The sequence below is a fragment of the Gordonia alkaliphila genome, from assembly GCF_023017165.1.
Lineage (GTDB): Bacteria > Actinomycetota > Actinomycetes > Mycobacteriales > Mycobacteriaceae > Gordonia > Gordonia alkaliphila.
On the sequence record NZ_JALKBW010000001.1, the window covers coordinates 2,474,156 to 2,497,576 of the forward strand.

Below are 23,421 nucleotides of genomic sequence, written 5' to 3' on the forward strand. Positions count from 1 at the left end.
CCGATCGGTGCGGCGGCGCCGACAACGAAGCCCCCGGTCAGCGGACCGGGGGCTTCGTCGGGGCTGCAGAGTGGACTGTCAGCGCGAGAACATCAGGGCGCGCTTGACCTCTTGGATCGCCTGCGTCACCTGAATGCCACGCGGGCATGCGTCGGTGCAGTTGAAGGTGGTGCGGCAGCGCCACACACCGTCGGCGTCGTTCAGGATGTCCAGACGCTCGATGGTGCCTTCGTCACGGCTGTCGAAGATGAAGCGGTGTGCGTTTACGATCGCGGCCGGGCCGTAGTAGCTGCCCTCGGTCCAGAACACGGGGCAGCTGGTGGTGCAGCACGCGCACAGGATGCACTTGGTGGTGTCATCGAAGCGGGCGCGGTCGGCCTGGCTCTGGATGTACTCGCGGCTGGGCTCGTTGCCGCTGGTGATCAGGAACGGCTTCACGGCGCGGAACGCGTCGAAGAAGGGCTCCATGTCGACCACGAGATCCTTCTCCACCGGGAGACCCTTGATGGGTTCGATGGTGATGGTGATCTCTTTGCTGGTGTCCTTGGGCAGCAGGTCCTTCATCAGGAGCTTGCAGGCCAGCCGGTTGACGCCGTTGATCCGCATGGCATCGCTGCCGCAGATGCCGTGCGCGCAGCTGCGACGGAACGTCAGGGTGCCGTCCAGGTAGCCCTTCACGTAGAGCAGCAGCGACAGCAGGCGGTCCGAGGGGAGCGCCGGGACGCGGAAGCTCTCGAAGCCCTGCGCGTCCGGGTTCTCCGGGTTGAAACGGTAGATCTTCAGCGTCACCATCGTCGCTTCCGGCGGCACCGGAGGCAGGTTGGTGGCGTTGTTTTCGACGGTGACAGTCATCAGTACTTCCGCTCCATCGGCTTGTAACGGGTCTGAACGACGGGCTTGTAGTCGAGCTCGATGTCCGAGATCAGTCCGTCGCCCTTCTTGTAGGCCATCGTGTGAACCATGAAGTTCTCATCGTCGCGATCGGGGTAGTCCTCGCGCGCGTGACCGCCGCGGGTCTCCTTGCGGTTGATCGCGCCGACGACCGTGACCTCGGCCAGTTCGAGCAGGAAGCCCAGCTCGATGGCCTCGAGGAGGTCGGAGTTGAAGCGCTTGCCCTTGTCGGTGACCGTGACGTGCTCGTAGCGCGCCTTGAGGGCCCGCACGTCGGTGAGCGCCCGGTTGAGGGTCTCCTCGGTGCGGAACACCGCGGCGTTGTCGTTCATGGTCTGCTGCAGCTCGGTGCGGATGGTCATGACGTTCTCGTGACCGTGATCGCTGAGCATCTGCGCGACCCACTCCTCGACGCGCGCGGAGGGGTTCTCCTCGAGCTCGGTGAACTCGGTCGCGTTGGCGTACTCGGCGGCGGCGATGCCGGACCGGCGGCCGAAGACGTTGATGTCGAGCAGCGAGTTGGTGCCGAGGCGGTTGGCGCCGTGCACCGAGACGCAGGCGCATTCGCCGGCGGCGTACAGGCCGTGGACCACCTGGGTGTTGTTCGCGAGCACCTGGCCGTTGATGTTGGTCGGGATGCCGCCCATCACGTAGTGGCAGGTCGGGTAGACCGGGACCAGCTCGGTGACCGGGTCGACGCCCAGGTAGGTGCGCGAGAACTCCATGATGTCGGGGAGCTTGGCCATCAGGGTCTCTTCCGGGATGTGCGTGACATCCAGGAGGACGTAGTCCTTGTTGGGGCCGGCGCCGCGGCCTTCGAGGACCTCGAGGACCATCGAACGGGCGACGATGTCGCGCGGGGCGAGGTCCTTGATGGTGGGGGCGTAGCGCTCCATGAAGCGCTCGCCGTCCGCGTTGCGGAGGATGCCGCCCTCGCCGCGGACGCCCTCGGTGATGAGGATGCCCAGGCCGGCGAGACCGGTCGGGTGGAACTGGTGGAATTCCATGTCCTCCAGCGGTAGGCCCTTGCGGAAGATGATGCCCATGCCGTCACCGGTGAGGGTGTGCGCGTTGGAGGTCACCTTGTACATGCGGCCGCTGCCGCCGGTGGCGAAGATGATCGACTTCGCGTGGAAGACGTGGATCTCGCCGGTGGCCAGCTCGTAGGCGACGACGCCGTTGGCGACGGGCTCGCCGTTCTCGTCGGTCGTCATGTTCACGTCGAGCGCGTAGAACTCGTTGTAGAACTCGACGTCGTGCTTCACGCAGTTCTGGTACAGCGTCTGCAGGATCATGTGGCCGGTGCGGTCGGCGGCGTAGCAGGCGCGACGCACCGGAGCCTTGCCGTGATCGCGGGTGTGGCCACCGAAGCGACGCTGGTCGATGCGGCCTTCCGGGGTGCGGTTGAACGGCAGACCCATCTTCTCCAGGTCGAGCACCGCGTCGATGGCCTCCTTGGCCATCAGCTCAGCGGCGTCCTGGTCGACGATGTAGTCGCCGCCCTTGACCGTGTCGAAGGTGTGCCATTCCCAGTTGTCTTCCTCGACGTTCGCAAGGGCGGCGCACATGCCGCCCTGCGCCGCGCCGGTGTGGCTGCGCGTCGGGTAGAGCTTGGTCAGTACCGCGGTGCGGGCGCGCGGAGCGGCCTCGATGGCCGCGCGCATCCCGGCGCCGCCGGCGCCGACGATGACGACGTCATACCGATGTTCCTGCATGAGTTTCTAGTTCTCCTTAGGAGCCGGAGCCGAAGGTGAGGATCGCGTAGGTGCCGAGGACGAGCACCAGGATCCCGGAGATCGCCAGGAGGGCGTTGAGCCAGAAGCGAGTGCGGTCGTTGCGCGAGTAGTCGGAGATGACGGTGCGCAGACCGTTGGCGCCGTGCAGCTGCGCGAGCCACAGCATGGTCAGGTCCCAGACCTGCCAGAAGGGCTCGCGCCAGCGCGCGGCGACGAAGGAGGCGTCGATGCGGTGCACGCCGTCGTCCCAGGCCAGCATGATGAAGACGTGGCCGAGGGCCAGGATCACCAGGAGCATGCCGGAGAAGCGCATGAACAGCCATGCCCACTTCTCGAAGTTGGTGCGGCTCTGCGCGCGCGGTGCGCGCGGTGCGTCCAGGCTGGCCGGCCGGTCGTAATCGGTCGCGATGGTTTTGGCTTCGATAGTCATTACTCTTCGCTCCCTTAGAACGCGTGGCTGATGATCAGCGACAGCAGGCGGACGGCGGCGGCGGTGAAGACCACGGCGAAGACGCCGACGACGGTCCACAGCATCTGACGCTGGTACTTGGGGCCGTTACCCCAGAAGTCGATCAGGATGACGCGGATACCGTTGAGGGCGTGCCACAGGAGGCAGAAGACCAGGCCGATCTCCATCAGACCGATGTACCAGGTCTTGTAGGTGTCGATGATCTCGGTGTACGTGTTCTGGTTCACGCGGATCACCGCGGTGTCCAGTACGTGCACGAACAGGAAGAAGAAGATGGTGACGCCGGTGATCCGCTGAAGCACCCAGGCCCACATGCCGGGATCTCCGCGGTAGAGAGAGCGTTTGCGCACCGGATCCGGTGCGACCTCGGTGGGGGTGCTCATCGCGTTCTACGCCTCCAAAGTGTCGACAAGTGAAGTCGGGCTCGGGTGCTGCGGGCGCAGACCAAAGGCCCAATGACTCCTGACTTTAAACCCATGCTGAGTGTTGTCATAAATCCTTGTAACAATGTGACGGAGACCAGATCCAGGCCTTAGGTTTGCCTTACCTTTTGAATTCCGCGATTCGAGGAGCGAAATTGAGCACCGAAATCCACTTCGACGACCTGCGGGACGCCGCGCGCGACGTGATGACCAGGGCCTACGCTCCTTACTCGGGTTTTCCGGTGGGGGCGGCCGCAATCAGTGGCGAGGGCGGAATGGTGCTCGGTGCCAATGTGGAGAATGTCTCATACGGACTCGGCGTGTGCGCGGAAGTCGCGCTGGTCAGTGCAGCCGTTTCCGCGGGGGTACGACGACTCCGCGCGATCTCGATCTGCGACCGCGACGGCCGGGTGCTGACCCCGTGCGGTCGGTGCCGGCAGGTCCTCCTCGAGTTCGGCGGTCCGGGGCTGCTCGTGGACTCCGTGCACGGACCCCGGGCCTTGGCCGAACTGCTGCCGGATGCCTTCGGCCCCGACGACCTCGCGCGGGCGGCGGAGACCCGATGAGCACCGCTGCGCTCGACCCGGTGAGCGTCATCGGCCGCAAGTGCGACGGCGGTGAGCTGTCGACGCCGCAGATCGACGCCGTGGTGGCCGGCTTCACCGCGGGCACGGTGGCGCCGGAGCAGATGTCCGCCCTGGCGATGGCGATCCTGTGGCGTGGAATGACGCGCCGCGAGATCGCCGACTGGACGGCCGCGATGATCGCCTCGGGGACGCGGATGGATCTGTCCGGCCTGCGCCGCGACGGCCGGGCGCTGGCCACCGTCGACAAGCACTCCACCGGCGGGGTCGGGGACAAGATCACGCTGCCGCTGACTCCGCTGATCGCCTCCTACGGGCTGGCCGTGCCGCAGCTGTCCGGGCGCGGCCTCGGGCACACCGGCGGCACGCTGGACAAGCTCGAGGCGATCCCCGGCTGGTCGGCGGAGGTGAGCCCGGACGCGCTGCGCGAGCAGCTGGAGCGGGTGGGCGCGGTGATCTGCGCGGCGTCGGCCGATCTGGCCCCGGCCGACCGGAAGCTGTACGCGCTGCGCGATGTGACCGGCACAGTCGCCTCGATTCCGATGATCGCGGCGTCGATCATGAGCAAGAAGATCGCCGAGGGCACCGGTGCGCTGGTGCTCGACGTGAAGGTGGGCTCCGGCGCGTTCATGACCGAGTACGACGACGCGCACGAGCTCGCGGCGACCATGACCGAGCTCGGCGCCGACGCCGGGGTCGCCACCAGCGCGCTGCTCACCGACATGTCGTCGCCGTTGGGCCGCTCGGCGGGTAACGCGCTGGAGGTGACCGAGGCGCTGGAGGTGCTGGCCGGCGGCGGACCCGCGGATGTGGTGGAGCTGACCCTCGCCTTGGCGCGCGCGATGCTGGCCGCCGTCGGGCGCGACGACGTGGACCCGGCCGAGCACCTGACCGGCGGGCAGGGAATGGACACCTGGCGCGCGATGATCGCCGCGCAGGGCGGCGACCCGGCTGCGCCCCTGCCGCAGGCGGCGCACCGGGAGGTGATCGTCGCCCGTGACTCCGGGTACCTGTCGGGTCTGGACGCGCTGGCCGTCGGACATGCGGCGTGGGAGCTCGGGGCGGGCCGCTCGGTGCCGGGCGCGGCGGTCTCCGCCGGTGCCGGAGTCACCTGGCACGCCGGCATCGGCGATGCGGTGCAGGCTGGTGCTCCGCTGCTGACCCTGCACGCCGACGATCCCGCCCGCTTCGCGGCGGCGCGGGCCCGGCTGGCCGACGCCGTCACGGTGTCGACGGATCGGCCCGCCGTGGCGGCGTCGCGGGTGCTCGGGCGGGTCGGCGCTGCCGGTTAGGCGTGCTGCCGGTCAGGCCGCGATCGGGCGGCCGGTGAGGGCGCGGAAGTAGTACAGCGCGAAGAGCCCGCTCACCGGGAGGGCCACCAGCAGGCCCACCACCAGGGCGAGGATTCCGGCGAGCCCGATGAGCGTGGTGACCACCAGCACGATCAGGGTGGCGGCGGGGTTGCGCATGCTCAGATCGAGGCCCGTGCGCACCGCGCCGGCGGTGGACAGTCGCGCGTCGGCCGCCTGGTACAGCATCCACAGCGTGCCGAAGCTGATCACGAGGGTGACGATCCACGAGGCCCATTCCATGTCCAGGCCGTCGACGAAAAGGACGTCCAGCAGCACCGAGATCACCCCGATGACCACCGAGATCGCCATGATCGGACCCAGCGCCGCGGGGCGGCCGAAGTCGGCCAGCTCGGGGCGTCGTCCGTCGGCGATGACGATCAACGCGTTCAGCCAGCACGACACGGCGATCGCCCCGACCAGGGTGAGGACGATGCCGAGCACCAGCGAGGTGGTCAGCACGGCGACCGTCGGCAACGAGTCGGCGCTCCAGCCGCCGCCGACGGTGAAGACGAAGAGCAGAACCGCGGTGGCGACGATCCAGAGGGCCACCAGGACGGCGACCAGGACCGCGGCCCACAGCGCGGCGGCGCCGACGATGACGCCGGCGTGCGCGGAGAACTTGCGCCACGCCCAGGAGAAGGCCGCCGACAACGACGGGGGCGACGGCACCGGCAGCAGCGGGTGGTGCTGCGGCGGAACACCGTAGGCGTGTGCGGACGGGTCGATGGCGTACGGCTGGGGTGCGTACGGCTGAGACGCGTACGGGTTCTCCTGCTCGGGCACCGCCGGGTCGGGAACGCTCGCCGAGTCGGGCAGGCTCGTCGGATCGGTGTCCTCGGGCGGAACGGGGCGCCACTCGTCGGAATCGCTCATATGAACATCATGCCGGTCGAGGATTTCCCTCCCGCAGGAGCCGCGGCGGCACGGCTACGGTGGGGTACATGGCGTGCACACTCGACGACTTCCGGTTGGCGCCCAAGGTGCTGCTGCACGATCACCTCGACGGCGGACTCCGACCGGCGACGGTGCTCGAGCTGGCGCGCGAGATCGGCTACGACCGACTGCCCGCCGACACCGCCGAGACGCTCGCGCACTGGTTCGCGACGGCCGCCGACGCGGGATCGCTGGAGCGGTACCTGGAGACCTTCGAGCACACCGTCGCGGTGATGCAGACGGCGCAGGCGCTGACCCGGGTGGCGCGCGAGTGCGCCGAGGACCTGGCCGCCGACGGGGTGGTCTACGCCGAGGTGCGGTTCGCGCCGGAACTGCACACCGAACGCGGCCTGTCGCTGGACGAGACGGTGGCGGCGGTGCTGCGCGGCTTCGCCGACGGCGCGGCCGCGGCGGCCGAGCGGGGACAACCGATCATCGTGCGGGGGCTGGTGACCGCGATGCGCCACGCCGCGCGCTCCCGCGAGATCGCCGAACTGGCGGTCCGGTTCCGCGACCGCGGGGTGGTGGGCTTCGACATCGCCGGCGCGGAGGCCGGGAACCCGCCGTCGCGCCACCTGGACGCCTTCGAGTATCTGCGAGATCAGAACTCGCACTTCACGATTCACGCGGGGGAGGCCTTCGGGCTGCCGTCCATCCACGAGGCCGTCGCGTTCTGCGGCACCGACCGGCTGGGCCACGGCGTGCGGATGATCGACGACATCACCCTGCCGCCGGGCAGCGGCCCGGCCGACCACAGCTATCCCGGCGCCCGACTCGGCCGGATCGCCGATTACGTGCGGGACAAGCGGATTCCGCTGGAGCTGTGCCCGAGCAGCAACGTGCAGACCGGCGCGGTGGCGTCGATCGCCGAGCACCCGTTCAATGTGCTTGCGCGCCTGCAGTTCCGGGTCACCGTGAACACCGACAACCGGCTGATGAGCAACACCACGATGAGCCGCGAATTCCTGCTGCTGCACGAGGCCTTCGGGTACGGCTGGGCCGACTTTCAGCGCTTCACCGTGAACGCGATGAAATCATCGTTCCTGCACTTCGACGAGCGGCTCGCGCTCATCGACGAGGTGGTCAAGCCCGGCTACGCCGTGCTGCTCGGCTGAATTGCCGGGCAGGGTTCAGCCGCGACGGACGAGGCGTTCCTCGAAGTCGCTGACCAGCGCGCGCCACGACTCGGACTCGTTGTCGAACGGGCCCGACGGGGCGAGTCGATTCGGGTCCGGCTTCACGGTGTAGTCGACGAACCAGCCCAGCGGGGTGGTGGTGCCCAGGGCCTCGTCCACCGAGTCGAGGTCGGCGAAGTCGGCGGCGTCGGAGAGCAGTTCGACGGCGAGGTCGAGCTGGCGGGAGTCGACGCGGCGCGGGCCGTCGAGGATGTCCTCGTCGATGCCGGGCAGCGCGTAGACGTTCTCCGGGAGCACGTCGTAGGTGAGCTCGCCGGCGTTGGCCATCGCCTGCACTTCGCCGTAGGTCGAGACGCGGGCCAGCGCATGGTCGTTGTGTTCGGCCAGGTAGCGGGTCAGGGCGCGCTCGGACGTGAAGCCGTAGATGGTGCCCTTGGCGCCGAGGAACACGGCGTCGTCGCCGAGGTAGCAGCGCAGCGTCAGGTACTCGCCGGTGTCGGTGTAGATCCGGATCGGATCGATACCGACCTCGCCCCAGAAGCCTTCGTCGACGTCGTCTGCGTCGTCCTCATCGTCATCGTCGTCGCTGTCGGCGTCCGAGTCCTCGTCGAGCGGGTCGACCGGATCGAACTCCGGCTCGTCCTCGTCTTCGGCGGAGGCCGCGGCGTCGAGCTCGCCCTCGGCGATGCTGAGGGCGGCGGCGTCGACGTCGGGCGTGGTCACCACGTCGTCGAGGGCGTCGATGACGTCGTCCCAGTGCTTGGCGATCAGGCGGCCGATCCGCACCCAGAGGTCGACGCCGTCGCGGCCCTGGAAGTTCTCGGTGCCGACGGTCACGGCGCCCAGGATCGGGTTGGCGGTGAAGAACTTGGTGATCGGGGTCAGATCGCAGACCTCACCGATGATGCGGGTGATCTCCAGCGCATCCTCGAGCTCGGCGATGACCTGCCCGCGCGGGTCCTCGGCGGCCAGCTCGGGCACGCCGATCAGGTCGTACGAGTGCTTCTCGTCCGGGATGAGTTCGTCGGCCTGCAGCTCGGTGATCGTCGCCCACTGCGGGTGATCGGCGAGGTCGTTGTCGTCGTCGGTGCGCACGAAGGCGGCCAGGGCGGCGACGGAGTCGAACCCGTACAGGTCGTCCTCCAGACCCAGGAAAGCCTCCCACTCGTCATCGCCCTCGCGCCAGCGAGGAGCCCACAGGGTGAACAGGTTGCCATCGGTCAATCCGAGCTCGATGGGCACGATGTCTCCGGCCATGCCGATGAGCCTACCGGGGGCGGTAGAAGCCCTCGAAACTCTGGTCGGCATTCGTGGTGCGCAGGGCGGTCACCCCGACCGGATCGCCGCCGGTCTCGATCAGCTGACCGTTGCCGATGTACATCGCGACGTGGCCGCTCCACACCGCGAGATCACCCGGTTGCAGCTGCGACTGGCTCACCGGGAAACCGGCCGTGTCCTGGTCCTGGGCCAGGCGCGGCAGCTCCAAGCCGGCCTGCCGGTAGGCCCACTGGGTGAAGCCGCTGCAGTCGAAACCGTCGGTGGTGGTGCCGCCCCACACGTAGGGGACTCCGCGCTGGCTGAGCGCGGCACGCACCGCCGCCGCGGCCCGGGCGTTGGGCGCGTAGGCCACGGAACCGTCGGGCAGGGTGATCGGCACCTTCCCCGGCCCGGGGACGTCGGTGAGTCCGGCCGGACCCGCGGTGCGGACGTGCTCGGGCGCGGTGATCCGGCCCAGCCCCCGGGCGTCGGCGGCGAGCTCGGCCTGCGTCTTGGCGATCACCGCCAGCCCGCGCCCCAGGTAGTCGGCGGCCAGCGGGACCAGCACCGCCAGGGCCGCGGGCGTCACGGTGGGGGCGGCGGCCGAGGCGGCCGCGACGAAGGCGTCGGCCAACCGGTTCAGCTCGGCGTTCGCCTGCTTCACCCGGCCCGCGGCGGTCGCCACCGCGGCCGAGATGTCTGCTCCGTTGCCGCCCTCGACGACGCCCGCCGCCGCGGTGGTGACGGCGCGGTCGGCGGCGGCCGTGCCGCCCGTGCCGAGCCAATCGGTGGTGGCCTGCCGGGCCGCGCCGCGGGTGAGGTCGGCCGCGCCGTCGAGCGCGGTCTGGGAGGCGGCGAGCGTGGTGGTCGGGCCCCCGGTCGGCAGTTCGCCGGTGCCGAGGGCGGCGATCAGCATGCGCAGCGGCGCGATGAGGAACTCGAACATCACGCCGACACCCCCGCCGCGTTCGCGGCATCCGTGCTGCCGTAGCCCGCCGCCGCGGCGACGGTGGCCGTGGCCTGCTGCGTGTGGCTGCCGGCCAACGCGTCGAGCCGCGCGGCCCGGGTGTTCATGGCCGCACCGAGCGCCGCCAGAAACGAGGCGCCGATGAGGCCGAAGGTCGGCGTCAATGCGGCGGTGTCGAGGCGTTCGGCGACGGCCCGTTCGGTGACGATCCCGGCGGCGGCACTCTGCCGCCCGGCGATCTGCGAGAGCGAGGAATCGGTGACTGCGACAGGTTTCATGGTGATTAGACGCAGCGGTGCCCGGTTCGGTTCCACGATGGCGTCCCCGGCGTGGCGATTACGCTGTGCGGACATGAGCACCCACCGTCTGGACTACCGCGTCGTCGACCATCCGCTGGTGCGGTCCCGGCTGACCCGGCTGCGCGACGAAAACACCTCGAGCGCCGAATTCCGTGATCTGCTCACGCAGCTCACCGGGATGCTGATCTACGAGGCGATGGCCGACCAGCCGGTCGACGACGTGGTGGTGCGCACCCCGATCGGCCCGTGCCCCGGCGCGATGCTGACCGACGCGCCCCTCATGGTGCCGGTGCTGCGCGCCGGCCTGGGCATGCTGCACGCGGCGATGGGCGCCGTGCCCGAGGCGCAGATCGGTTTCGTCGGTGTCGCCCGCGACGAGGACACCGCCCTCCCGGCCGAGTATCTGGTGTCGCTGCCGCAGGATCTGTCCGGCCGCCCGGTGTTCGTGCTCGATCCGATGCTCGCGACGGCGGGATCGATGCTGCACACCCTGGATGTGCTGGCGGCCCGCGGCGCCACCGACCTCACCGCGATCTGCGTGGTCGCGGCGCCGGAAGGCATTGCGGCACTGGAGAACTCACGGCACCGACTGCGCCTGATGGTGGGCGGCCTCGACGACGGCCTGAACGACGCATCGTTCATCGTGCCGGGCCTCGGCGACGCAGGCGACCGACTGTTCGGCCCGCGCAACTTCTAACGGGTACTAGCCGACCCAGGCCTCGAGCATCGGCTCGGTGGCCAGCACCCGGCCGTTTTCGGTGATGACCAGCGACTGCGGGGACACGATGTACGAGGTGCTGCCGTTGGTCGCGGTGAACGTGTTGCCCGAGCGGGTGGGGAAGTCCACGTGGCTCGAATTCCCGTCGGCCTTGCCCTTGTAGTAGTAGCGGCCGGTCTGCCGGCCCACCTGACAGACGATCACCTCCGAGCGCTGGGTGTAGCCGATGAAGACCAGCGGATCGGCGGTGTCGTCACAGGTGGGGCCGCCGACGAAACCGTGCGAGGTCGCGCCGTCGATCGGCGGAATCGGCTGCTGAGCGGTCGACGACGACGGCGTCGTGCTCGGCGCCGGGGGCTGCTTGACGCCGGTGTCGGTGTCCGAGCCGGGCGACGGCGGTGCCTGGACGTACTCGGTCACCACCGGCCCGCTGCTCTCCGGCGCGGCGGCCTCGTCGTCGCCCCCGGAGTTCACGAACAGGACGATCACGGCGACCACCGCGGCGAGTGCGACGATCGCCGCGATCACGGCGATGATCTGCGGTCCGCGATTCGGCGGCTGCGGCTGGGGGTATTGCGGCTGGGGGTATTGGGGCTGCGGGTAGTGGGGATCGGGTATTCGGGGTAGGACATGATCGCGGCTCCCTCACGCTTCTCCGGGCAGTTCGGCCAGCACCCGTTCGAGTAGATCGTCGAGCTGGCCCGCGCCGACCTCGGCACCGGGCGGGGTGCTGACCTGCGCATAGTACTTCAGTTTCGGCTCGGTGCCGCTGGGCCGCGCCACCACGCGCACGGCGATGCCCGCGGCGTCGACTCCGGTCAGCTCGACCGCATCGGTGTGCGGGCCGGGGCCGTCGCGGAGCAGGTCGGCGGCGGTGACGTCGATTCCGGCCAGCGTCGACGGCGGGTCGGTGCGCAGCCGGGACATCAGTGCGCCGATCTGCGCGACGTGGTCCACGCGCAGACTGCGCTGCGCCGTCGCGTGCCGTCCGTACCGCTCCTGCAGGTCGTCGAGGACCGCGGCGAGGCTGCCGCGGGCCGCGGCCAGCCGGGCCAGCGCGGCCGCGGCACTGATGCCGTCCTTGTCGCGGACCGCCGCGGGATCGACGCAGTGCCCGAGGGCCTCCTCGTAGGCGTAGACCAGCGGCTCGCCAGCGCGCACCAACCACTTGAAACCGGTGAGCGTGCGCACCGCGCGGGCCCCGCGCGCGGCGGCGATCGTGTGCAGCAGGGTGCCGGAGACGATCGACGACGCGACCACCGGCGGCACGGCGGCGGGCAGGTGCTCGTCGAGCACGGCGTCGCCCAGCAGTGCACCGGTCTCGTCGCCGGTCAGCATCCGCCAGGTCCCGTCCGCGCCCCGGACGCCGACGGCGCACCGGTCGGCGTCCGGATCCAGGGCGAGCGCGAGATCGGCCGAGCACTCCTGCGCCAACGCCAGCAGGAGATCCGTGGCGCCCGGCTCCTCCGGATTCGGGAAGGCGACGGTGGGGAAGTCCGGGTCGGGGGCGAACTGCTCGGCGACCACGTGCACGTCGGTGAACCCGTTGCGCGCCAACGCTTCCCGCGCCAGCATGCCGCCGACACCGTGCATGGCGGTCAGCGCGATGCGGACGCCGTCGGCGACGGGCGGCCCGAACCGGGCGTCGAGGCGGGCCAGGTACTGCTCGGCGATCGCGGCGGCCCGCGGATCCGCCGGCACGGCGCGCCGCGGCACCTGCTCCGCGGGCGGGGCGGCGGTGATGGCGGCCTCGATCTCCCGATCGGCGGGGGAGAGGAGCTGTGCGCCGCCGCGGACGTACACCTTGTAGCCGTTGTCGCCGGCCGGATTGTGCGAGGCGGTGATCATGACGCCGGCCGCCGCGTTCAGCAGGCGGGTGGCGAAGGCGACCAGCGGGGTGGGCCCGGGCGCGGGCAGGGCCACCACGTCGAATCCGGCCGCGGCCAACACCTGCGTGGTGGCGGCGAAGAAGTCCGCCGAGCCGTGCCGGGCGTCCCGGCCGACCACCACCGCCGCGCCGCTGTCCCCCTGTGCGGCCAGCCAATGGACGAGACCGGCGGTGGCCCGGGTGACGGTGCCGACGTTCATGCCGTCCGGTCCCTCGCGCACCGGTCCGCGCAGCCCGGCGGTCCCGAAACGCAGTGTCATCGCTGATCGAGGGCGGCGACGACCTCGGCGAGCAGCGTGCCCATGCGGGTGGCCGAGGCGCGGCCCACCTCCAGCACCTCCGCGTGCGCCAGCGGTTCCCCGGTGATTCCGGCGGCCAGATTGGTCACCAACGACACCCCGAGGACATCCAGCCCGGCCGCGCGGGCGGCGATGGTCTCGTGCACCGTCGACATGCCCACCAGGTCGGCGCCGACGGTACGCAGCATCCGGATCTCGGCCGGCGTCTCGTACTGCGGCCCGGGCAGCCCGGCGTAGACGCCCTCGCGCAACGACGGATCGACGCTGCGGGCCAACTCGCGCAGGGCGGGTGCGTAGGCGTCGACCATGTTCACGAACTGCGCGCCCGGCAGCGGCGAACGGCCGGTCAGATTCAGCTGATCGTTGATCAGGACGGGTTCGCCCACGGTCAGGCCGTCGGCGATCCCGCCTGCCGCGTTGGTCAGCACCACGGTGCGCACCCCGGCCGCGGCGGCGGTCCGGATCGGATGCACCACGCGCGCCAGCTGATGGCCCTCGTAGGCGTGCACCCGGCCGGCCATGATCAGCACGCGGGAGCCGCCGATGCGCACCGACCGCACCGATCCGCTGTGCCCCTGCGCGGACGGAAGGGTGAAGCCGGGGATGTGCGTCATCGGCACCTCGGCGACCGGGCGGCCGAACTCGTCGGCGGCGGGCGCCCAGCCCGAGCCGAGCACCACCGCGACGTCGTGCCGACGGCAATCGGTGTGCGCGGCGAGGAAGGCGGCCGCGGCGACCGCGGCGGCGTCGGCGTCGACGGTGGGATCCATGGTGCCCACCCTAGTGCCGGGCGATAGAGTCATCGCCATGCCCTATTTCTCCCTGCACGACGACGCCGCCGAGGTCTACCTGGGTGCGCCCGGACGCGAGCTCGACGAGACAAACCCGGAGAACCGCTTCACCCTCGGCTGGCTCGACGAGGTGAACCAGGCGCTCGACGAGGCCGTGGCCGCCGGCAAGCCGATCGTGTTGACCGCGACCGGCAAGTACTTCACCAACGGCCTGGACACCGACTTCATCGCGAGCAACTTCGCCGAACTGCCCGGCTACCTGGACCGCATCCACCAGCTGTACGTCCGCGTCCTGACGCTGCCGGTGCCGAGTATCGCCGCGCTCAACGGCCACGCCTTCGGCGGCGGCGCGATGCTCGCGCTGTGCGCCGATCACCGCATCATGCGCACCGAGCGCGGCTTCTGGTCGCTGCCGGAGGCGGCGCTCAACATGCCGTTCACCCGCGGCATGGCGGCGCTGGTGCGCACCCGCACTCCCGACGCCACGGCCACCGAGGCCATGCTGACCAGCCGTCGCTACGGCGCCGACGACGCCGTGGCGGCCGGGATCGTCGAAGAGGCGGTCGACGCCGACGCTCTGCTCGAGCGCGGTCGCGAACTGGCCCGCGAACGCGCGAGCCTGGTGAATGACAACCTGGCGACGATCAAGCGCGGACTGCGGCTGCCGCTGCTGGAGGACCTGAACACCCCCGTGCCGCCGACGCTGCTCTGATGTTCCCGGCGATCAGCGACTGGCTCGACGCGAACCTGGATCAGGTGATCGCCTGGCGCCGCGAGATTCATGCGGCGCCGGAACTGTCGAGGGCGGAGTTCGCCACCACCGCCAAGGTGGTGGAGGTCCTGACCACGGCGGGCCTGTCGCCGGTGGTGCTGCCCAAGGGCACCGGCGTGATCTGTGACTTCGGCCCCGCCGATCGGCCGCGGATCGGCCTGCGTGCCGACCTCGACGCACTGCCGGTGACCGAGCAGACGGGCCTGCCGTTCGCGTCCCAGGTGGCGGGCGTCTCGCATGCCTGCGGGCACGACGCGCACACCGCCATCCTGATGGGCGTGGGCTGCCTGCTGGCCGGGATCGACGATCTGCCGTTCGGCGTGCGCCTGGTGTTCCAGGCCGCCGAAGAGATCATGCCCGGCGGCGCCCTCGACGCGATCGACGCCGGCGCGATGGACGGCCTCGCGAGAATCTTTGCGCTGCACTGTGATCCGCACCTGCAGGTCGGCACCGTCGGCCTGCGCGCGGGTGCGTTGACGTCGGCCGCCGATCGCATCGAGGTGCACCTGCGCGGACCGGGCGGGCACACCTCCCGGCCGCATCTGACCGGCGACCTCGTCTATGCGATGGGCGCGCTGATCACCGGCCTGCCGGGCGTCTTGGCGCGCCGCGTGGATCCCCGTTCGGGCACCGTGATGGGTTGGGGCGCAGCACATTCCGGCGATGCGCCCAACGCCATTCCGCAGGAGGGGCGCCTGCGCGGCACCGTCCGAACCGGCGACCAGGAAGTGTGGGACGAGATGGAGCCCCTGGTGCGCAGCATCGTCGGCGAGCTCGTCGCCCCGCTGGGCGTGAGCTACGACCTGACCTATGTGCGCGGCGTTCCGCCGGTGGTTAACGACGAAGACAGCGTCGGTATGCTGCGGCGTGCCGTCGGCGCGATCGATCCGGCCGCCGAGGTCGACACCCCGCAGTCGGCGGGCGGCGAGGACTTCGCCTGGTACCTGCAGGAAGCGCCGGGCGCGATGGCACGCCTGGGCGTGTGGTCGGGCACGGGACCGCACGGCGACCTGCATCAGCCGGACTTCGACCTCGACGAGCGGGCGATCGCAGTGGGCATCGCCACCCTCGCCGGGGCCGTGCTGCAGGGCGAGCTGGAACCGGAGCCCCCGCTGCTCTAGCACGGGGCACTAGGAGCGCCGACTCAGGGCTGATTGTCCATCGGTTCCTCCGGCCCCGGACCCACGTTACGGGCCTCGTGCAGCCGGAGCCGACGGACATACTCGGCCGGTGCGCCGGCCACTTCGGCCGCGTCGGCGATCATGCCGATGTACCGCGCCGAAGGGAGGCCGCCCTCGTATCCGTCGATCACGTACAGCCACACCATGACCGGGCCGTCGGCGGTGGTGACGCGGGTGCGGATCTTGCGGTGCACGCCGAGTTCGGTGCCCTCCCAGCGGTCGAGGTTGGCCTGATCCTCGGTGGGGACGTCGTACAGCACCACGAAAACCTTGGCCTCCGGGTCGTCGCGGTCCTCGGTGACGGTGGCCAACGAGCCCTCCCAGCCGAGGTCGTCACCGGCGAACGTGAGGCGCCAGCCGTACAGCCAGCCGGTGGATGCCATCGGCGAGTGCGGAGCCCGCTGCAACATCTGAGCGGGGTCCATGTTCGACGCATAGGCGGCATAGAGGGGCACGGCGCACAGCCTATGCCCTCGCCGCGGTGGAGGAAACTGCGCGCCGCCGCGAGGAGGGTAGGTTTGAGAGCGAACAGACCCTGCTGGCAAGGAGATGACTAAGTGGCGCGGATCGTGATCATCGGTGGAGGGCCGGCAGGGTATGAGGCGGCGCAGGCGGGGTCGGCGTACGGTGCCGACATCACGTTGATCGACTCGGACGGCATCGGCGGCGCCTGCGTGCTGTGGGACTGCGTGCCGAGCAAGACGTTCATCGCCACCACCGGTGTGCGCACCGAGGTCCGCAAGGCCGCCGACCTCGGCATCTCGATCGATGTGGGTTCGGCCCCGGTGACGTTGCCGCAGATGAATCAGCGGGTCAAGGACCTGGCGTTCGCGCAGTCCGCGGACATCCGCGCGCGGCTGGTCAGCGAGGGCGTTCGGATCGTGAACGGCACCGGCAAGCTGTCCGAGACGCCGGCCGGCAGCGGCGTGCACGAGGTGATCGCCACCCACGCCGACGGCACCGTGGAGTCGTTCGAGGCCGAGGTGGTGCTGATCGCCACCGGCGCCTCCCCGCGCGAGCTGCCCGACGCCAAGCCCGACGGGGAGCGGATCCTCAACTGGCGCCAGCTGTACGACCTCGACGAGCTGCCCGAACACCTGGTGGTGGTCGGTTCCGGCGTGACCGGCGCGGAGTTCGTGCACGCCTACACCGAGCTCGGTGTGAAGGTGACCCTGGTCTCCAGCCGCGACCGCGTACTGCCGCACGAGGACGAAGACGCGGCGCTGGCCCTGGAGGAGGCGTTCTCCGAGCGCGGCGTCACCCTGATCAAGCATGCGCGCGCCGATCGCGTCGCACGCGTCGACGACGGCGTGCAGGTGCACCTGGCCGACGGCCAGACTGTCACCGGCTCGCACGTGCTGATGACCGTCGGCTCCGTCCCGAACACCGAAGGCCTCGGCCTGGCCGATGTCGGCGTGAGGGTGGACCGCGGCGGCTACATCACCGTGGACCGCGTCTCCCGCACGTCCGTGCCCGGTGTCTACGCCGCGGGCGACTGCACCGGCGTGCTGCCGCTGGCCTCGGTGGCGGCCATGCAGGGCCGCATCGCGATGTACCACTCGCTGGGCGAGGGCGTGAGCCCGATCCGGCTCAAGACCGTCGCCTCGGCCATCTTCACCCGGCCGGAGATCGCCGCCGTCGGCGTCTCGCAGAACGCGATCGACTCCGGGGAGTACCCGGCGCGCACCGTGATGCTGCCGCTGGCCACCAACCCGCGCGGCAAGATGAGCGGTCTGCGCCGCGGCTTCGTGAAGATCTTCTGTCGCCCCGCCACCGGCGTGGTGATCGGCGGCGTGGTGGTCTCGCCGATCGCGTCCGAGCTGATCCTCCCGATCGCCCTCGCCGTGGAGAACAAGCTGCAGGTCTCCGATCTGGCCAACACTTTCTCGGTGTACCCGTCGCTGTCCGGTTCCATCACCGAGGCCGCGCGCCAGCTGGTCCGCCACGATGATCTGGACTAGGGACGATCTGGACTAGAGCGGGGCGGTACCGGCGTGTCCGACGTCGTCGGTGGTTGGCGTGAACTGTTCGGCCCCGAACATCGGGCCCCGGTGGTGGTGTTGGCCGGCGGCATCGGACTGTTCGCGACCAACACCTATGTGACCACCAGTCTGCTGCCGAGTGCGGTGACGCAGATCGGCGGCGGCGAATTCTATGCCTGGACGATGACGGTCTTCGTCGTCGCGTCGGTGGCGTCGTCGATGCTGGTGTCGCGGGCCCTGGACCGGTTCGGCAGCCGGCTGTCGTACCTGGGGGGCTTCGGTGTGTTCGCGCTCGGCACGCTGCTGGCAGCCGTCGCGCCGAGCATGCCGGTGCTGCTGACCGGCCGCGCGGTACAGGGGTTGGCCGCGGGGCTGCTGGCCGGACTGGCCTTCGCGGTGGTGCGCCTGGTGCTGCCCGCGTCGCTGTGGCAGCGCGCGGTGGCGTTGCTGTCGGCGATGTGGGGCGTGGGCAATCTGGCCGGTCCGGTGGTGGGCGGCTTCTTCGCCCAGATCGGCTTCTGGCGCGGAGCCTTCCTGCTGCTGGCGGCGATCGCGGTGGGGTTGGCCGCGGTCGCGGCGCGGGTGCTGCCGGTGCGGAGCGGCACCGGGGGCGACGCCGATCCGGTGCCCTGGACGGCGCTGGTGCTGCTTGCCGCGGCCGCGTTGGCGCTCAGCGTCGCGTCGATCGTGTCGTCGTCGACGGCCACCGGCCTGTGGGTGCTGGGCGCCGTGGCGGCGACGGTGGCGTTCGTGTGGCGCGAACGCGGCGCCGCGCACCGGGTGCTGCCGCGCCTGGTCTACCACGGTGCGTCACCGCTGCGGTGGATCTATCTCGCCATCGGGCTGCTCACCCTGGCGTCGACCATCGAGACCTTCGTGCCGCTGTTCGGGCAGCGGCTGGGCGGCATGTCGCCGCTGGTGGCCGGACTGCTCGGGGCGGCGATCTCCTGGGGCTGGACGGTGGCCTCGCTGATCAGTTCCACGGTCACCTCCGACCGGGTCCGCCGCCGCGTGCAGGTGGCCGGTCCGGTGCTGATCTCGCTCGGTTTCGTGGGCTACGCGGCCCTCCAGGTCGACGGGCCGAGCGGTGCCGTGGTGACCGGCTGGTTCGTCGCGCTGTTCGTCGCCGGCTGCGGTATCGGCATGGCGATGGCGCACTGGCTCACCGCGGGCCTGCGCGTCAGCGACGACCCGCATGAGGCCGCCCACGTCTCGGCGGGCATGAACACCACGCAGCTGATCGCGACCGCCTTCGGTTCGGCGATGGCCGGGCTGCTGGTGGCGGTCGGCGGCCCCGAGATCCTGGGTTCGGCGCGCGTGCTGAGCGTCGGCTACGCCCTCGTCGGAGTGGTCGCGGTGGCCGCGGTCTTCGGTGAGTTCGCGGCCGACCGACGCCACCGCGCACAGCACGCGCGCTGAATCGTTCCGATCAGGGGTCAGCCGGCCAGGAAGGCGTCGATCTGGTTGATGGCGGAACTGGCGCCCTCGATCACGCCCATGTCCAGCACCTGCTGCAGCGACGCGGCATCGGGGTAGACCGAGGTGTACAGCGCGCGCGTGCCGCCGTCGGCCGCTTCGAAACGGTAGACGTTCTTGCTGATCGGCATGCCGGGGGCCGGGTTGAAGTCGGCGTCGCCGAAGCCGTCGTCGAAGGTCAACAGGCTCGGGGCGTCGGCCTCGGTGATGATCCACCAGCCGTAGTACTTCTCGCCGCTGTTCGGATCGGTCATGTAGTACGTGCACTTGGCGCCGGGCGTCAGGTTGTGGTCGACGAAGGTGGCGGGCACCTCCGGCGGGCCCCACACCTTCTCGAGCTGGCGCGGATCGGCGTACAGGGCCCACACGCGCTCGACGGTCGCGTCGAACGCGGCCTCGATGGTGAGGGTGCAGTGGGCGATGTCGGTGGTGACGTCGGTGACAGGCATGGTGACTCCCGGGTGAAAGTGGGTGGGATGGTCAGGGGGAGGGTGGATCGGCGGCGAGGAGGTCGTCGATCCGGGCGATGCGGCCCCGCCAGATCTGTTCGATGCCGGCCAGCATGGCCTGCACCGAGCGGACGGCGGCGACGTCGCCGGAGGCCAGTTGTTGTCGACCGTCACGACGTTTCGTGAGCAGTCCGGCCTTCTCCAGCACGGCGACGTGCTTCTGCACGGCGGCGAAACTCATGTCGTAGTCCGCCGCGAGCGCGGTGACCGAGTGCTCGCCGGCCAATACTCGCCGCAGGATGTCGCGTCGCGTCCGGTCGGAGAGGGCGTGGAACAGGGCGTCCGCCCGATCCTCGTCGACCTCGTTCACCCTTCCCAATATACAACCATTTGGTTGTAGGTCAAGGGTTGCGGCGAGATCAGGCCAGATCGTAGGAGTGGGTGACGGCGCGGTTCCAGCCCGCGAAGAGGCGCTCGCGCTCGCCGTCGTCCATCGACGGCGACCAGCGGCCGCCCTCGGCCCAGTTGTCGCGGATGTCCTGCGCGGACTCCCAGAAGCCGACGGCCAGACCGGCGGCGTAGGCGGCGCCGAGGGCGGTGGTCTCGTTCACCACCGGGCGCACCACCGGGACGGCGAGGATGTCGGACTGGAACTGCATGAGCAGTTCGTTCACCACCATGCCGCCGTCCACCTTGAGGGTGGTCAGGGCGACGCCGGAGTCCGCCTGCATGGCCTCGATCACCTCGCGGGTCTGGTACGCGCTGGCCTCCAGCACCGCGCGCGACAGGTGACGTTTGTCGGCGAACCGGGTCAGGCCCACGATCACCCCGCGCGCATCGGGGCGCCAGCGCGGCGCGAACAGGCCGGAGAAGGCGGGCACGAAGTAGACGCCGCCGTTGTCCTCGGCGGCCGCGGCCAGCGTCTCCACCTCGGGGGCCGAGGCGATCAGGCCCAGGTTGTCGCGCAGCCACTGCACCAGCGAACCGGTCACCGCGATCGAGCCCTCGAGCGCGTAGCGGGCGGGCTCGTCGCCGAGGCGATAGCAGACCGTGGTGAGCAGACCGTGCCGGGAGAAGACCGGTTCGGTGCCGGTGTTCATCAGCAGGAAGTTTCCGGTGCCGTAGGTGTTCTTGGCCTCGCCGGGCTCCAGGCAGGCCTGGCCGAAGGTGGCCGCCTGCTGGTCGCCCAGGATGCCGGCCAGCGGCACATCGGGGTAGGTGCCGCCCAGGGTGAGCGGCGCGATGACCTCGGAGCTGGACCGGATCTGCGGCAGCATCGCGACCGGGATGCCCAGGTCGGCGCAGATGTCCGGGTCCCACGCCAGCGTGCGCAGATCCATGAGCAGGGTGCGCGAGGCGTTGGTGACGTCGGTGACGTGCAGGCCGTCGTGCCGGGCGCCGCCGGTCAGATTCCAGATCAACCAGGTGTCCATGGTGCCGAACAGCAGGTCGCCGTTCTCGGCGCGCTCGCGCGCGCCGTCCACGTGGTCCAGGATCCAGCGGATCTTGGGGCCGGAGAAGTACGTCGACAGCGGCAGTCCGGTGCGCTCGCGGTAGCGGTCGACGCCGGGGTCGCCGAGCGCGTCCGGGGCTGCGGCCAGTTCCTCGCACAGCTCGGCGGTGCGGGTGTCCTGCCAGACGATCGCGTTGTACACCGGCTGCCCGGTGTGGCGATCCCAGACGACGGTGGTCTCGCGCTGGTTGGTGATGCCGCAGGCGGCGATCTCGCCGGGGCCCACCTCGCCGGCGGCGATCACCGCGCCGGCCACCCGCCGGGTGTTGCGCCAGATCTCGATGGGGTCGTGCTCCACCCAGCCCGCCTGCGGGAAGATCTGGCGGTGCTCGGTCTGCTCGCTGGCCACCACCGTTCCGGCGTGATCGAAGAGCATGGCGCGGGTGGACGTGGTGCCCTGGTCGATGGCGGCGACATAGCGGTGGGCGGCGGCGGCAGTGGTCTGGCTCACGGTCGTCAGTCTCTCACGATGCGGGGTTACGCTCCGGTAGAGTTCGGGGCGTGTCCACTGAGAATAGCCAGGATCGACCTGCGGATTTGAGCCCGAGCCAGCGCGAGGAAGCGTGGCGGCGGCTCTCCGAGGAAGAATTCGACCTCGTCGTGATCGGCGGCGGCGTCACCGGTGTGGGCGCGGCCCTGGACGCCGCCACCCGCGGCCTGCGGGTGGCGCTGGTGGAGGCCCGCGACTTCGCGTCCGGCACCTCCAGCCGGTCGTCGAAGATGTTCCACGGCGGCCTGCGCTACCTGGAGCAGTTGGAGTTCGGTCTGGTGCGCGAGGCGCTGCGCGAGCGGGAACTCTCGCTCAGCCTGCTGGCGCCGCACCTGGTGAAGCCGCTGCCGTTCCTGTTCCCGCTGACCAAGCGGGTGTGGGAGCGGCCGTACCTGGCCGCCGGACTGTTCCTGTACGACCGGATGGGCGGCGCCAAGTCGGTGCCCGGCCAGCGGCACGTGACCCGCGCCGGCGCCCTCCGCATCGCGCCGGGCCTCAAGCGCAGCGCTCTGGTCGGCGGCATCCGCTACTACGACACCGTCGTCGACGATGCCCGGCACACCCTCACCCTGGCCCGGACGGCCGCGCAGTACGGCGCGGTGGTGCGCACCTCGACGCAGGCCGTGGGCTTCGTGAAGGAGGGCGACCGGGTGATCGGCGTGAAGCTGCGCGACTCGGAGACCGGCGCCACCACCACCGTGGCCACCCAGTCGGTGATCAACGCCGCGGGCGTGTGGACCGACGAGGTGCAGAAGCTGTCCGGCCAGCGCGGCCACTTCACCGTGCGCGCGTCCAAGGGCGTGCACATCGTGATCCCGCGCGACCGCATCGTCAGCGAGACGGCCATCATTCTGCGCACCCCGACGTCGGTGCTGTTCGTGATCCCGTGGGAGACGCACTGGATCATCGGCACCACCGACACCGACTGGAACCTGGACCTGGCGCACCCGGCGGCGACCCGTGCGGACATCGACTTCATTCTGGAGCGGGTCAACCAGGAACTGGTGACCCAGCTGACCCACGACGACATCGAGGGCGTCTACGCCGGCCTGCGCCCGCTGCTGGCCGGGGAGGACGAGTCCACGTCGGCCCTGTCCCGCGAGCACGCGGTGGCGGTGGTCGCGCCCGGCCTGATCTCGATCGCCGGCGGCAAGTACACCACCTACCGCGTGATGGGCGCCGACGCCGTCGACGCGGCCGCCGACTTCATCCCGGATCGGGTGGGCGAATCGGTGACCGAACGCGTGCCGCTGCTCGGCGCCGACGGCTACTTCGCGCTGATCAACCAGTGCGAGCACCTGGGTCAGCAGTACGGCCTGCATCCGTACCGGGTGCGTCGTCTGCTGAATCGGTACGGCTCGCTGCTCGACGAGGTGTTGGCCGCGGCCGTCGATGATCCGTCGTTGCTGAACCCGCTGGGTGCCGCCCCGCAGTACCTGCGCGTCGAGGTGGTCTACGCGGCGGCCAGCGAGGGTGCGCTGCACCTCGAGGACGTGATGGCCCGTCGCACCCGTATCGCGATCGAGTACAGCCACCGCGGCGTGGACTGCGCTCGCGAGGCCGCCGAACTGATGGCGCCGATCCTGGGGTGGAGCGACGAACGCCGCGAGTGGGAGATCGAGAACTACTGCGCCCGCGTGGCCGCGGAGATCGCGTCGCAGCGCCAGCCCGACGACGAGGCCGCCGATGCGCTGCGCGTGGCGGCGCCCGAGGCCCGTCGGGAGATCCTGGAACCGGTGCCCGCGCCCGAGTGATGATCGCCACGGCGGGACGTAGGGCCCTGGCCCCGCGCTCGCCTGCGGGGCGACTATGGGCG

Annotated in this window: 24 protein-coding genes; 9 read left to right on the top strand and 15 right to left on the bottom strand. The window is 70.5% G+C overall.

Features of this window, described 5'->3' with window-relative positions; genetic code table 11:
* Positions 1 to 78: 78 nt before the first annotated feature.
* From MUG78_RS11250 to sdhC, 4 genes are read right to left on the bottom strand one after another with little or no spacing between them, the layout of a single operon-like run.
* Positions 79 to 852 (bottom strand): succinate dehydrogenase iron-sulfur subunit, encoded by a 774-nt coding sequence (locus MUG78_RS11250; RefSeq protein ID WP_246994823.1) that lies wholly within the window; start codon positions 850 to 852, stop codon positions 79 to 81.
* Positions 852 to 2,606: a succinate dehydrogenase flavoprotein subunit gene (gene sdhA / locus MUG78_RS11255; RefSeq protein WP_246994825.1), complete on the bottom strand. Its 1,755-nt coding sequence runs from the start codon at positions 2,604 to 2,606 to the stop codon at positions 852 to 854. Before sdhA ends, MUG78_RS11250 begins: the two co-directional genes overlap by 1 nt.
* A gap of 16 nt (positions 2,607 to 2,622) precedes the next feature.
* The gene (locus tag MUG78_RS11260; protein ID WP_246994827.1) at positions 2,623 to 3,057 is read right to left on the bottom strand and encodes a succinate dehydrogenase hydrophobic membrane anchor subunit; all 435 of its coding nucleotides are present in this window, start codon (positions 3,055 to 3,057) and stop codon (positions 2,623 to 2,625) included.
* 14 nt (positions 3,058 to 3,071) lie between these two features.
* Positions 3,072 to 3,479, bottom strand: coding sequence for a succinate dehydrogenase, cytochrome b556 subunit (gene sdhC / locus MUG78_RS11265; protein WP_246994829.1), 408 nt, complete (start codon positions 3,477 to 3,479; stop codon positions 3,072 to 3,074).
* A 194-nt stretch (positions 3,480 to 3,673) separates the two neighbouring features.
* On the opposite strand from sdhC, the gene MUG78_RS11270 reads away from it, so the two are divergent.
* Together MUG78_RS11270 and MUG78_RS11275 are read left to right on the top strand one after the other, a co-directional pair.
* Entirely contained in the window at positions 3,674 to 4,084 is a 411-nt protein-coding gene (locus tag MUG78_RS11270; RefSeq protein ID WP_246994831.1) for a cytidine deaminase, read from the top strand.
* Complete coding sequence (locus MUG78_RS11275) at positions 4,081 to 5,394, top strand: thymidine phosphorylase (protein WP_246994833.1); 1,314 nt, start codon at positions 4,081 to 4,083, stop codon at positions 5,392 to 5,394. The genes MUG78_RS11270 and MUG78_RS11275 overlap by 4 nt, the downstream gene beginning before the upstream one ends.
* A gap of 12 nt (positions 5,395 to 5,406) precedes the next feature.
* Here the strand turns inward: MUG78_RS11275 and MUG78_RS11280 are convergent, their stop codons facing one another.
* Positions 5,407 to 6,327: a DUF3824 domain-containing protein gene (locus MUG78_RS11280; RefSeq protein ID WP_246994834.1), complete on the bottom strand. Its 921-nt coding sequence runs from the start codon at positions 6,325 to 6,327 to the stop codon at positions 5,407 to 5,409.
* A gap of 68 nt (positions 6,328 to 6,395) precedes the next feature.
* Between MUG78_RS11280 and MUG78_RS11285 the strand changes: the two genes are divergently transcribed.
* Complete coding sequence (locus MUG78_RS11285; RefSeq protein WP_246994836.1) at positions 6,396 to 7,502, top strand: adenosine deaminase; 1,107 nt, start codon at positions 6,396 to 6,398, stop codon at positions 7,500 to 7,502.
* A 15-nt stretch (positions 7,503 to 7,517) separates the two neighbouring features.
* On the opposite strand, the gene MUG78_RS11290 is transcribed toward MUG78_RS11285, so the two are convergent.
* The 3 genes from MUG78_RS11290 to MUG78_RS11300 are packed head-to-tail and all read right to left on the bottom strand — an operon-like array spanning position 7,518 to position 10,025.
* Positions 7,518 to 8,780, bottom strand: coding sequence for a SatS C-terminal domain-containing protein (locus MUG78_RS11290; protein WP_246994838.1), 1,263 nt, complete (start codon positions 8,778 to 8,780; stop codon positions 7,518 to 7,520).
* A gap of 10 nt (positions 8,781 to 8,790) precedes the next feature.
* Positions 8,791 to 9,726 (bottom strand): C40 family peptidase, encoded by a 936-nt coding sequence (locus MUG78_RS11295; protein WP_246996983.1) that lies wholly within the window; start codon positions 9,724 to 9,726, stop codon positions 8,791 to 8,793.
* Positions 9,726 to 10,025 carry a type VII secretion target gene (locus MUG78_RS11300; RefSeq protein ID WP_246994839.1) on the bottom strand — a complete coding sequence of 100 codons (300 nt, stop codon included), beginning with the start codon at positions 10,023 to 10,025 and terminating at the stop codon, positions 9,726 to 9,728. Before MUG78_RS11300 ends, MUG78_RS11295 begins: the two co-directional genes overlap by 1 nt.
* A 73-nt stretch (positions 10,026 to 10,098) precedes the next feature.
* Here MUG78_RS11300 and upp point away from each other — a divergent pair, with 73 nt between their 5' ends.
* Positions 10,099 to 10,743, top strand: coding sequence for a uracil phosphoribosyltransferase (gene upp / locus MUG78_RS11305; protein ID WP_246994841.1), 645 nt, complete (start codon positions 10,099 to 10,101; stop codon positions 10,741 to 10,743).
* 6 nt (positions 10,744 to 10,749) lie between these two features.
* Here the strand turns inward: upp and MUG78_RS11310 are convergent, their stop codons facing one another.
* From MUG78_RS11310 to MUG78_RS11320, 3 genes are all read right to left on the bottom strand, one after another.
* Complete coding sequence (locus tag MUG78_RS11310; protein ID WP_246994843.1) at positions 10,750 to 11,292, bottom strand: hypothetical protein; 543 nt, start codon at positions 11,290 to 11,292, stop codon at positions 10,750 to 10,752.
* Between the two features lie 117 nt (positions 11,293 to 11,409).
* The gene (locus MUG78_RS11315; RefSeq protein WP_246994845.1) at positions 11,410 to 12,912 is read right to left on the bottom strand and encodes a phospho-sugar mutase; all 1,503 of its coding nucleotides are present in this window, start codon (positions 12,910 to 12,912) and stop codon (positions 11,410 to 11,412) included.
* Positions 12,909 to 13,721: a purine-nucleoside phosphorylase gene (locus tag MUG78_RS11320; protein ID WP_246994847.1), complete on the bottom strand. Its 813-nt coding sequence runs from the start codon at positions 13,719 to 13,721 to the stop codon at positions 12,909 to 12,911. The genes MUG78_RS11315 and MUG78_RS11320 overlap by 4 nt, the downstream gene beginning before the upstream one ends.
* Before the next feature lie 37 nt (positions 13,722 to 13,758).
* Here MUG78_RS11320 and MUG78_RS11325 point away from each other — a divergent pair, with 37 nt between their 5' ends.
* Both MUG78_RS11325 and MUG78_RS11330 read left to right on the top strand, forming a co-directional pair.
* Positions 13,759 to 14,454 (top strand): enoyl-CoA hydratase/isomerase family protein, encoded by a 696-nt coding sequence (locus MUG78_RS11325; protein ID WP_246994849.1) that lies wholly within the window; start codon positions 13,759 to 13,761, stop codon positions 14,452 to 14,454.
* Entirely contained in the window at positions 14,454 to 15,635 is a 1,182-nt protein-coding gene (locus tag MUG78_RS11330; RefSeq protein WP_246994851.1) for an amidohydrolase, read from the top strand. The genes MUG78_RS11325 and MUG78_RS11330 overlap by 1 nt, the downstream gene beginning before the upstream one ends.
* A 23-nt stretch (positions 15,636 to 15,658) precedes the next feature.
* Here the strand turns inward: MUG78_RS11330 and MUG78_RS11335 are convergent, their stop codons facing one another.
* Positions 15,659 to 16,150 carry a gamma-glutamylcyclotransferase family protein gene (locus tag MUG78_RS11335; protein ID WP_246994853.1) on the bottom strand — a complete coding sequence of 164 codons (492 nt, stop codon included), beginning with the start codon at positions 16,148 to 16,150 and terminating at the stop codon, positions 15,659 to 15,661.
* Positions 16,151 to 16,252: 102 nt separating this feature from the next.
* Between MUG78_RS11335 and MUG78_RS11340 the strand changes: the two genes are divergently transcribed.
* Together MUG78_RS11340 and MUG78_RS11345 are read left to right on the top strand one after the other, a co-directional pair.
* Entirely contained in the window at positions 16,253 to 17,656 is a 1,404-nt protein-coding gene (locus tag MUG78_RS11340) for an NAD(P)H-quinone dehydrogenase (RefSeq protein WP_246994855.1), read from the top strand.
* A gap of 33 nt (positions 17,657 to 17,689) precedes the next feature.
* Positions 17,690 to 19,096 (top strand): MFS transporter, encoded by a 1,407-nt coding sequence (locus MUG78_RS11345; protein WP_246994857.1) that lies wholly within the window; start codon positions 17,690 to 17,692, stop codon positions 19,094 to 19,096.
* Positions 19,097 to 19,113: 17 nt separating this feature from the next.
* Here the strand turns inward: MUG78_RS11345 and MUG78_RS11350 are convergent, their stop codons facing one another.
* The 3 genes from MUG78_RS11350 to glpK are packed head-to-tail and all read right to left on the bottom strand — an operon-like array spanning position 19,114 to position 21,491.
* Positions 19,114 to 19,602 (bottom strand): SRPBCC family protein, encoded by a 489-nt coding sequence (locus MUG78_RS11350; protein WP_246994860.1) that lies wholly within the window; start codon positions 19,600 to 19,602, stop codon positions 19,114 to 19,116.
* Positions 19,603 to 19,633: 31 nt separating this feature from the next.
* Positions 19,634 to 19,972, bottom strand: a complete 339-nt coding sequence (locus tag MUG78_RS11355; RefSeq protein WP_246994862.1) for an ArsR/SmtB family transcription factor — start codon at positions 19,970 to 19,972, stop codon at positions 19,634 to 19,636.
* Between the two features lie 49 nt (positions 19,973 to 20,021).
* Entirely contained in the window at positions 20,022 to 21,491 is a 1,470-nt protein-coding gene (gene glpK / locus MUG78_RS11360; protein WP_246996986.1) for a glycerol kinase GlpK, read from the bottom strand.
* Between the two features lie 125 nt (positions 21,492 to 21,616).
* On the opposite strand from glpK, the gene MUG78_RS11365 reads away from it, so the two are divergent.
* On the top strand, positions 21,617 to 23,359 hold the full coding sequence (locus MUG78_RS11365; RefSeq protein ID WP_246994864.1) for a glycerol-3-phosphate dehydrogenase/oxidase: 1,743 nt from the start codon (positions 21,617 to 21,619) through the stop codon (positions 23,357 to 23,359).
* The last annotated feature ends 62 nt before the right edge of the window (positions 23,360 to 23,421 follow it).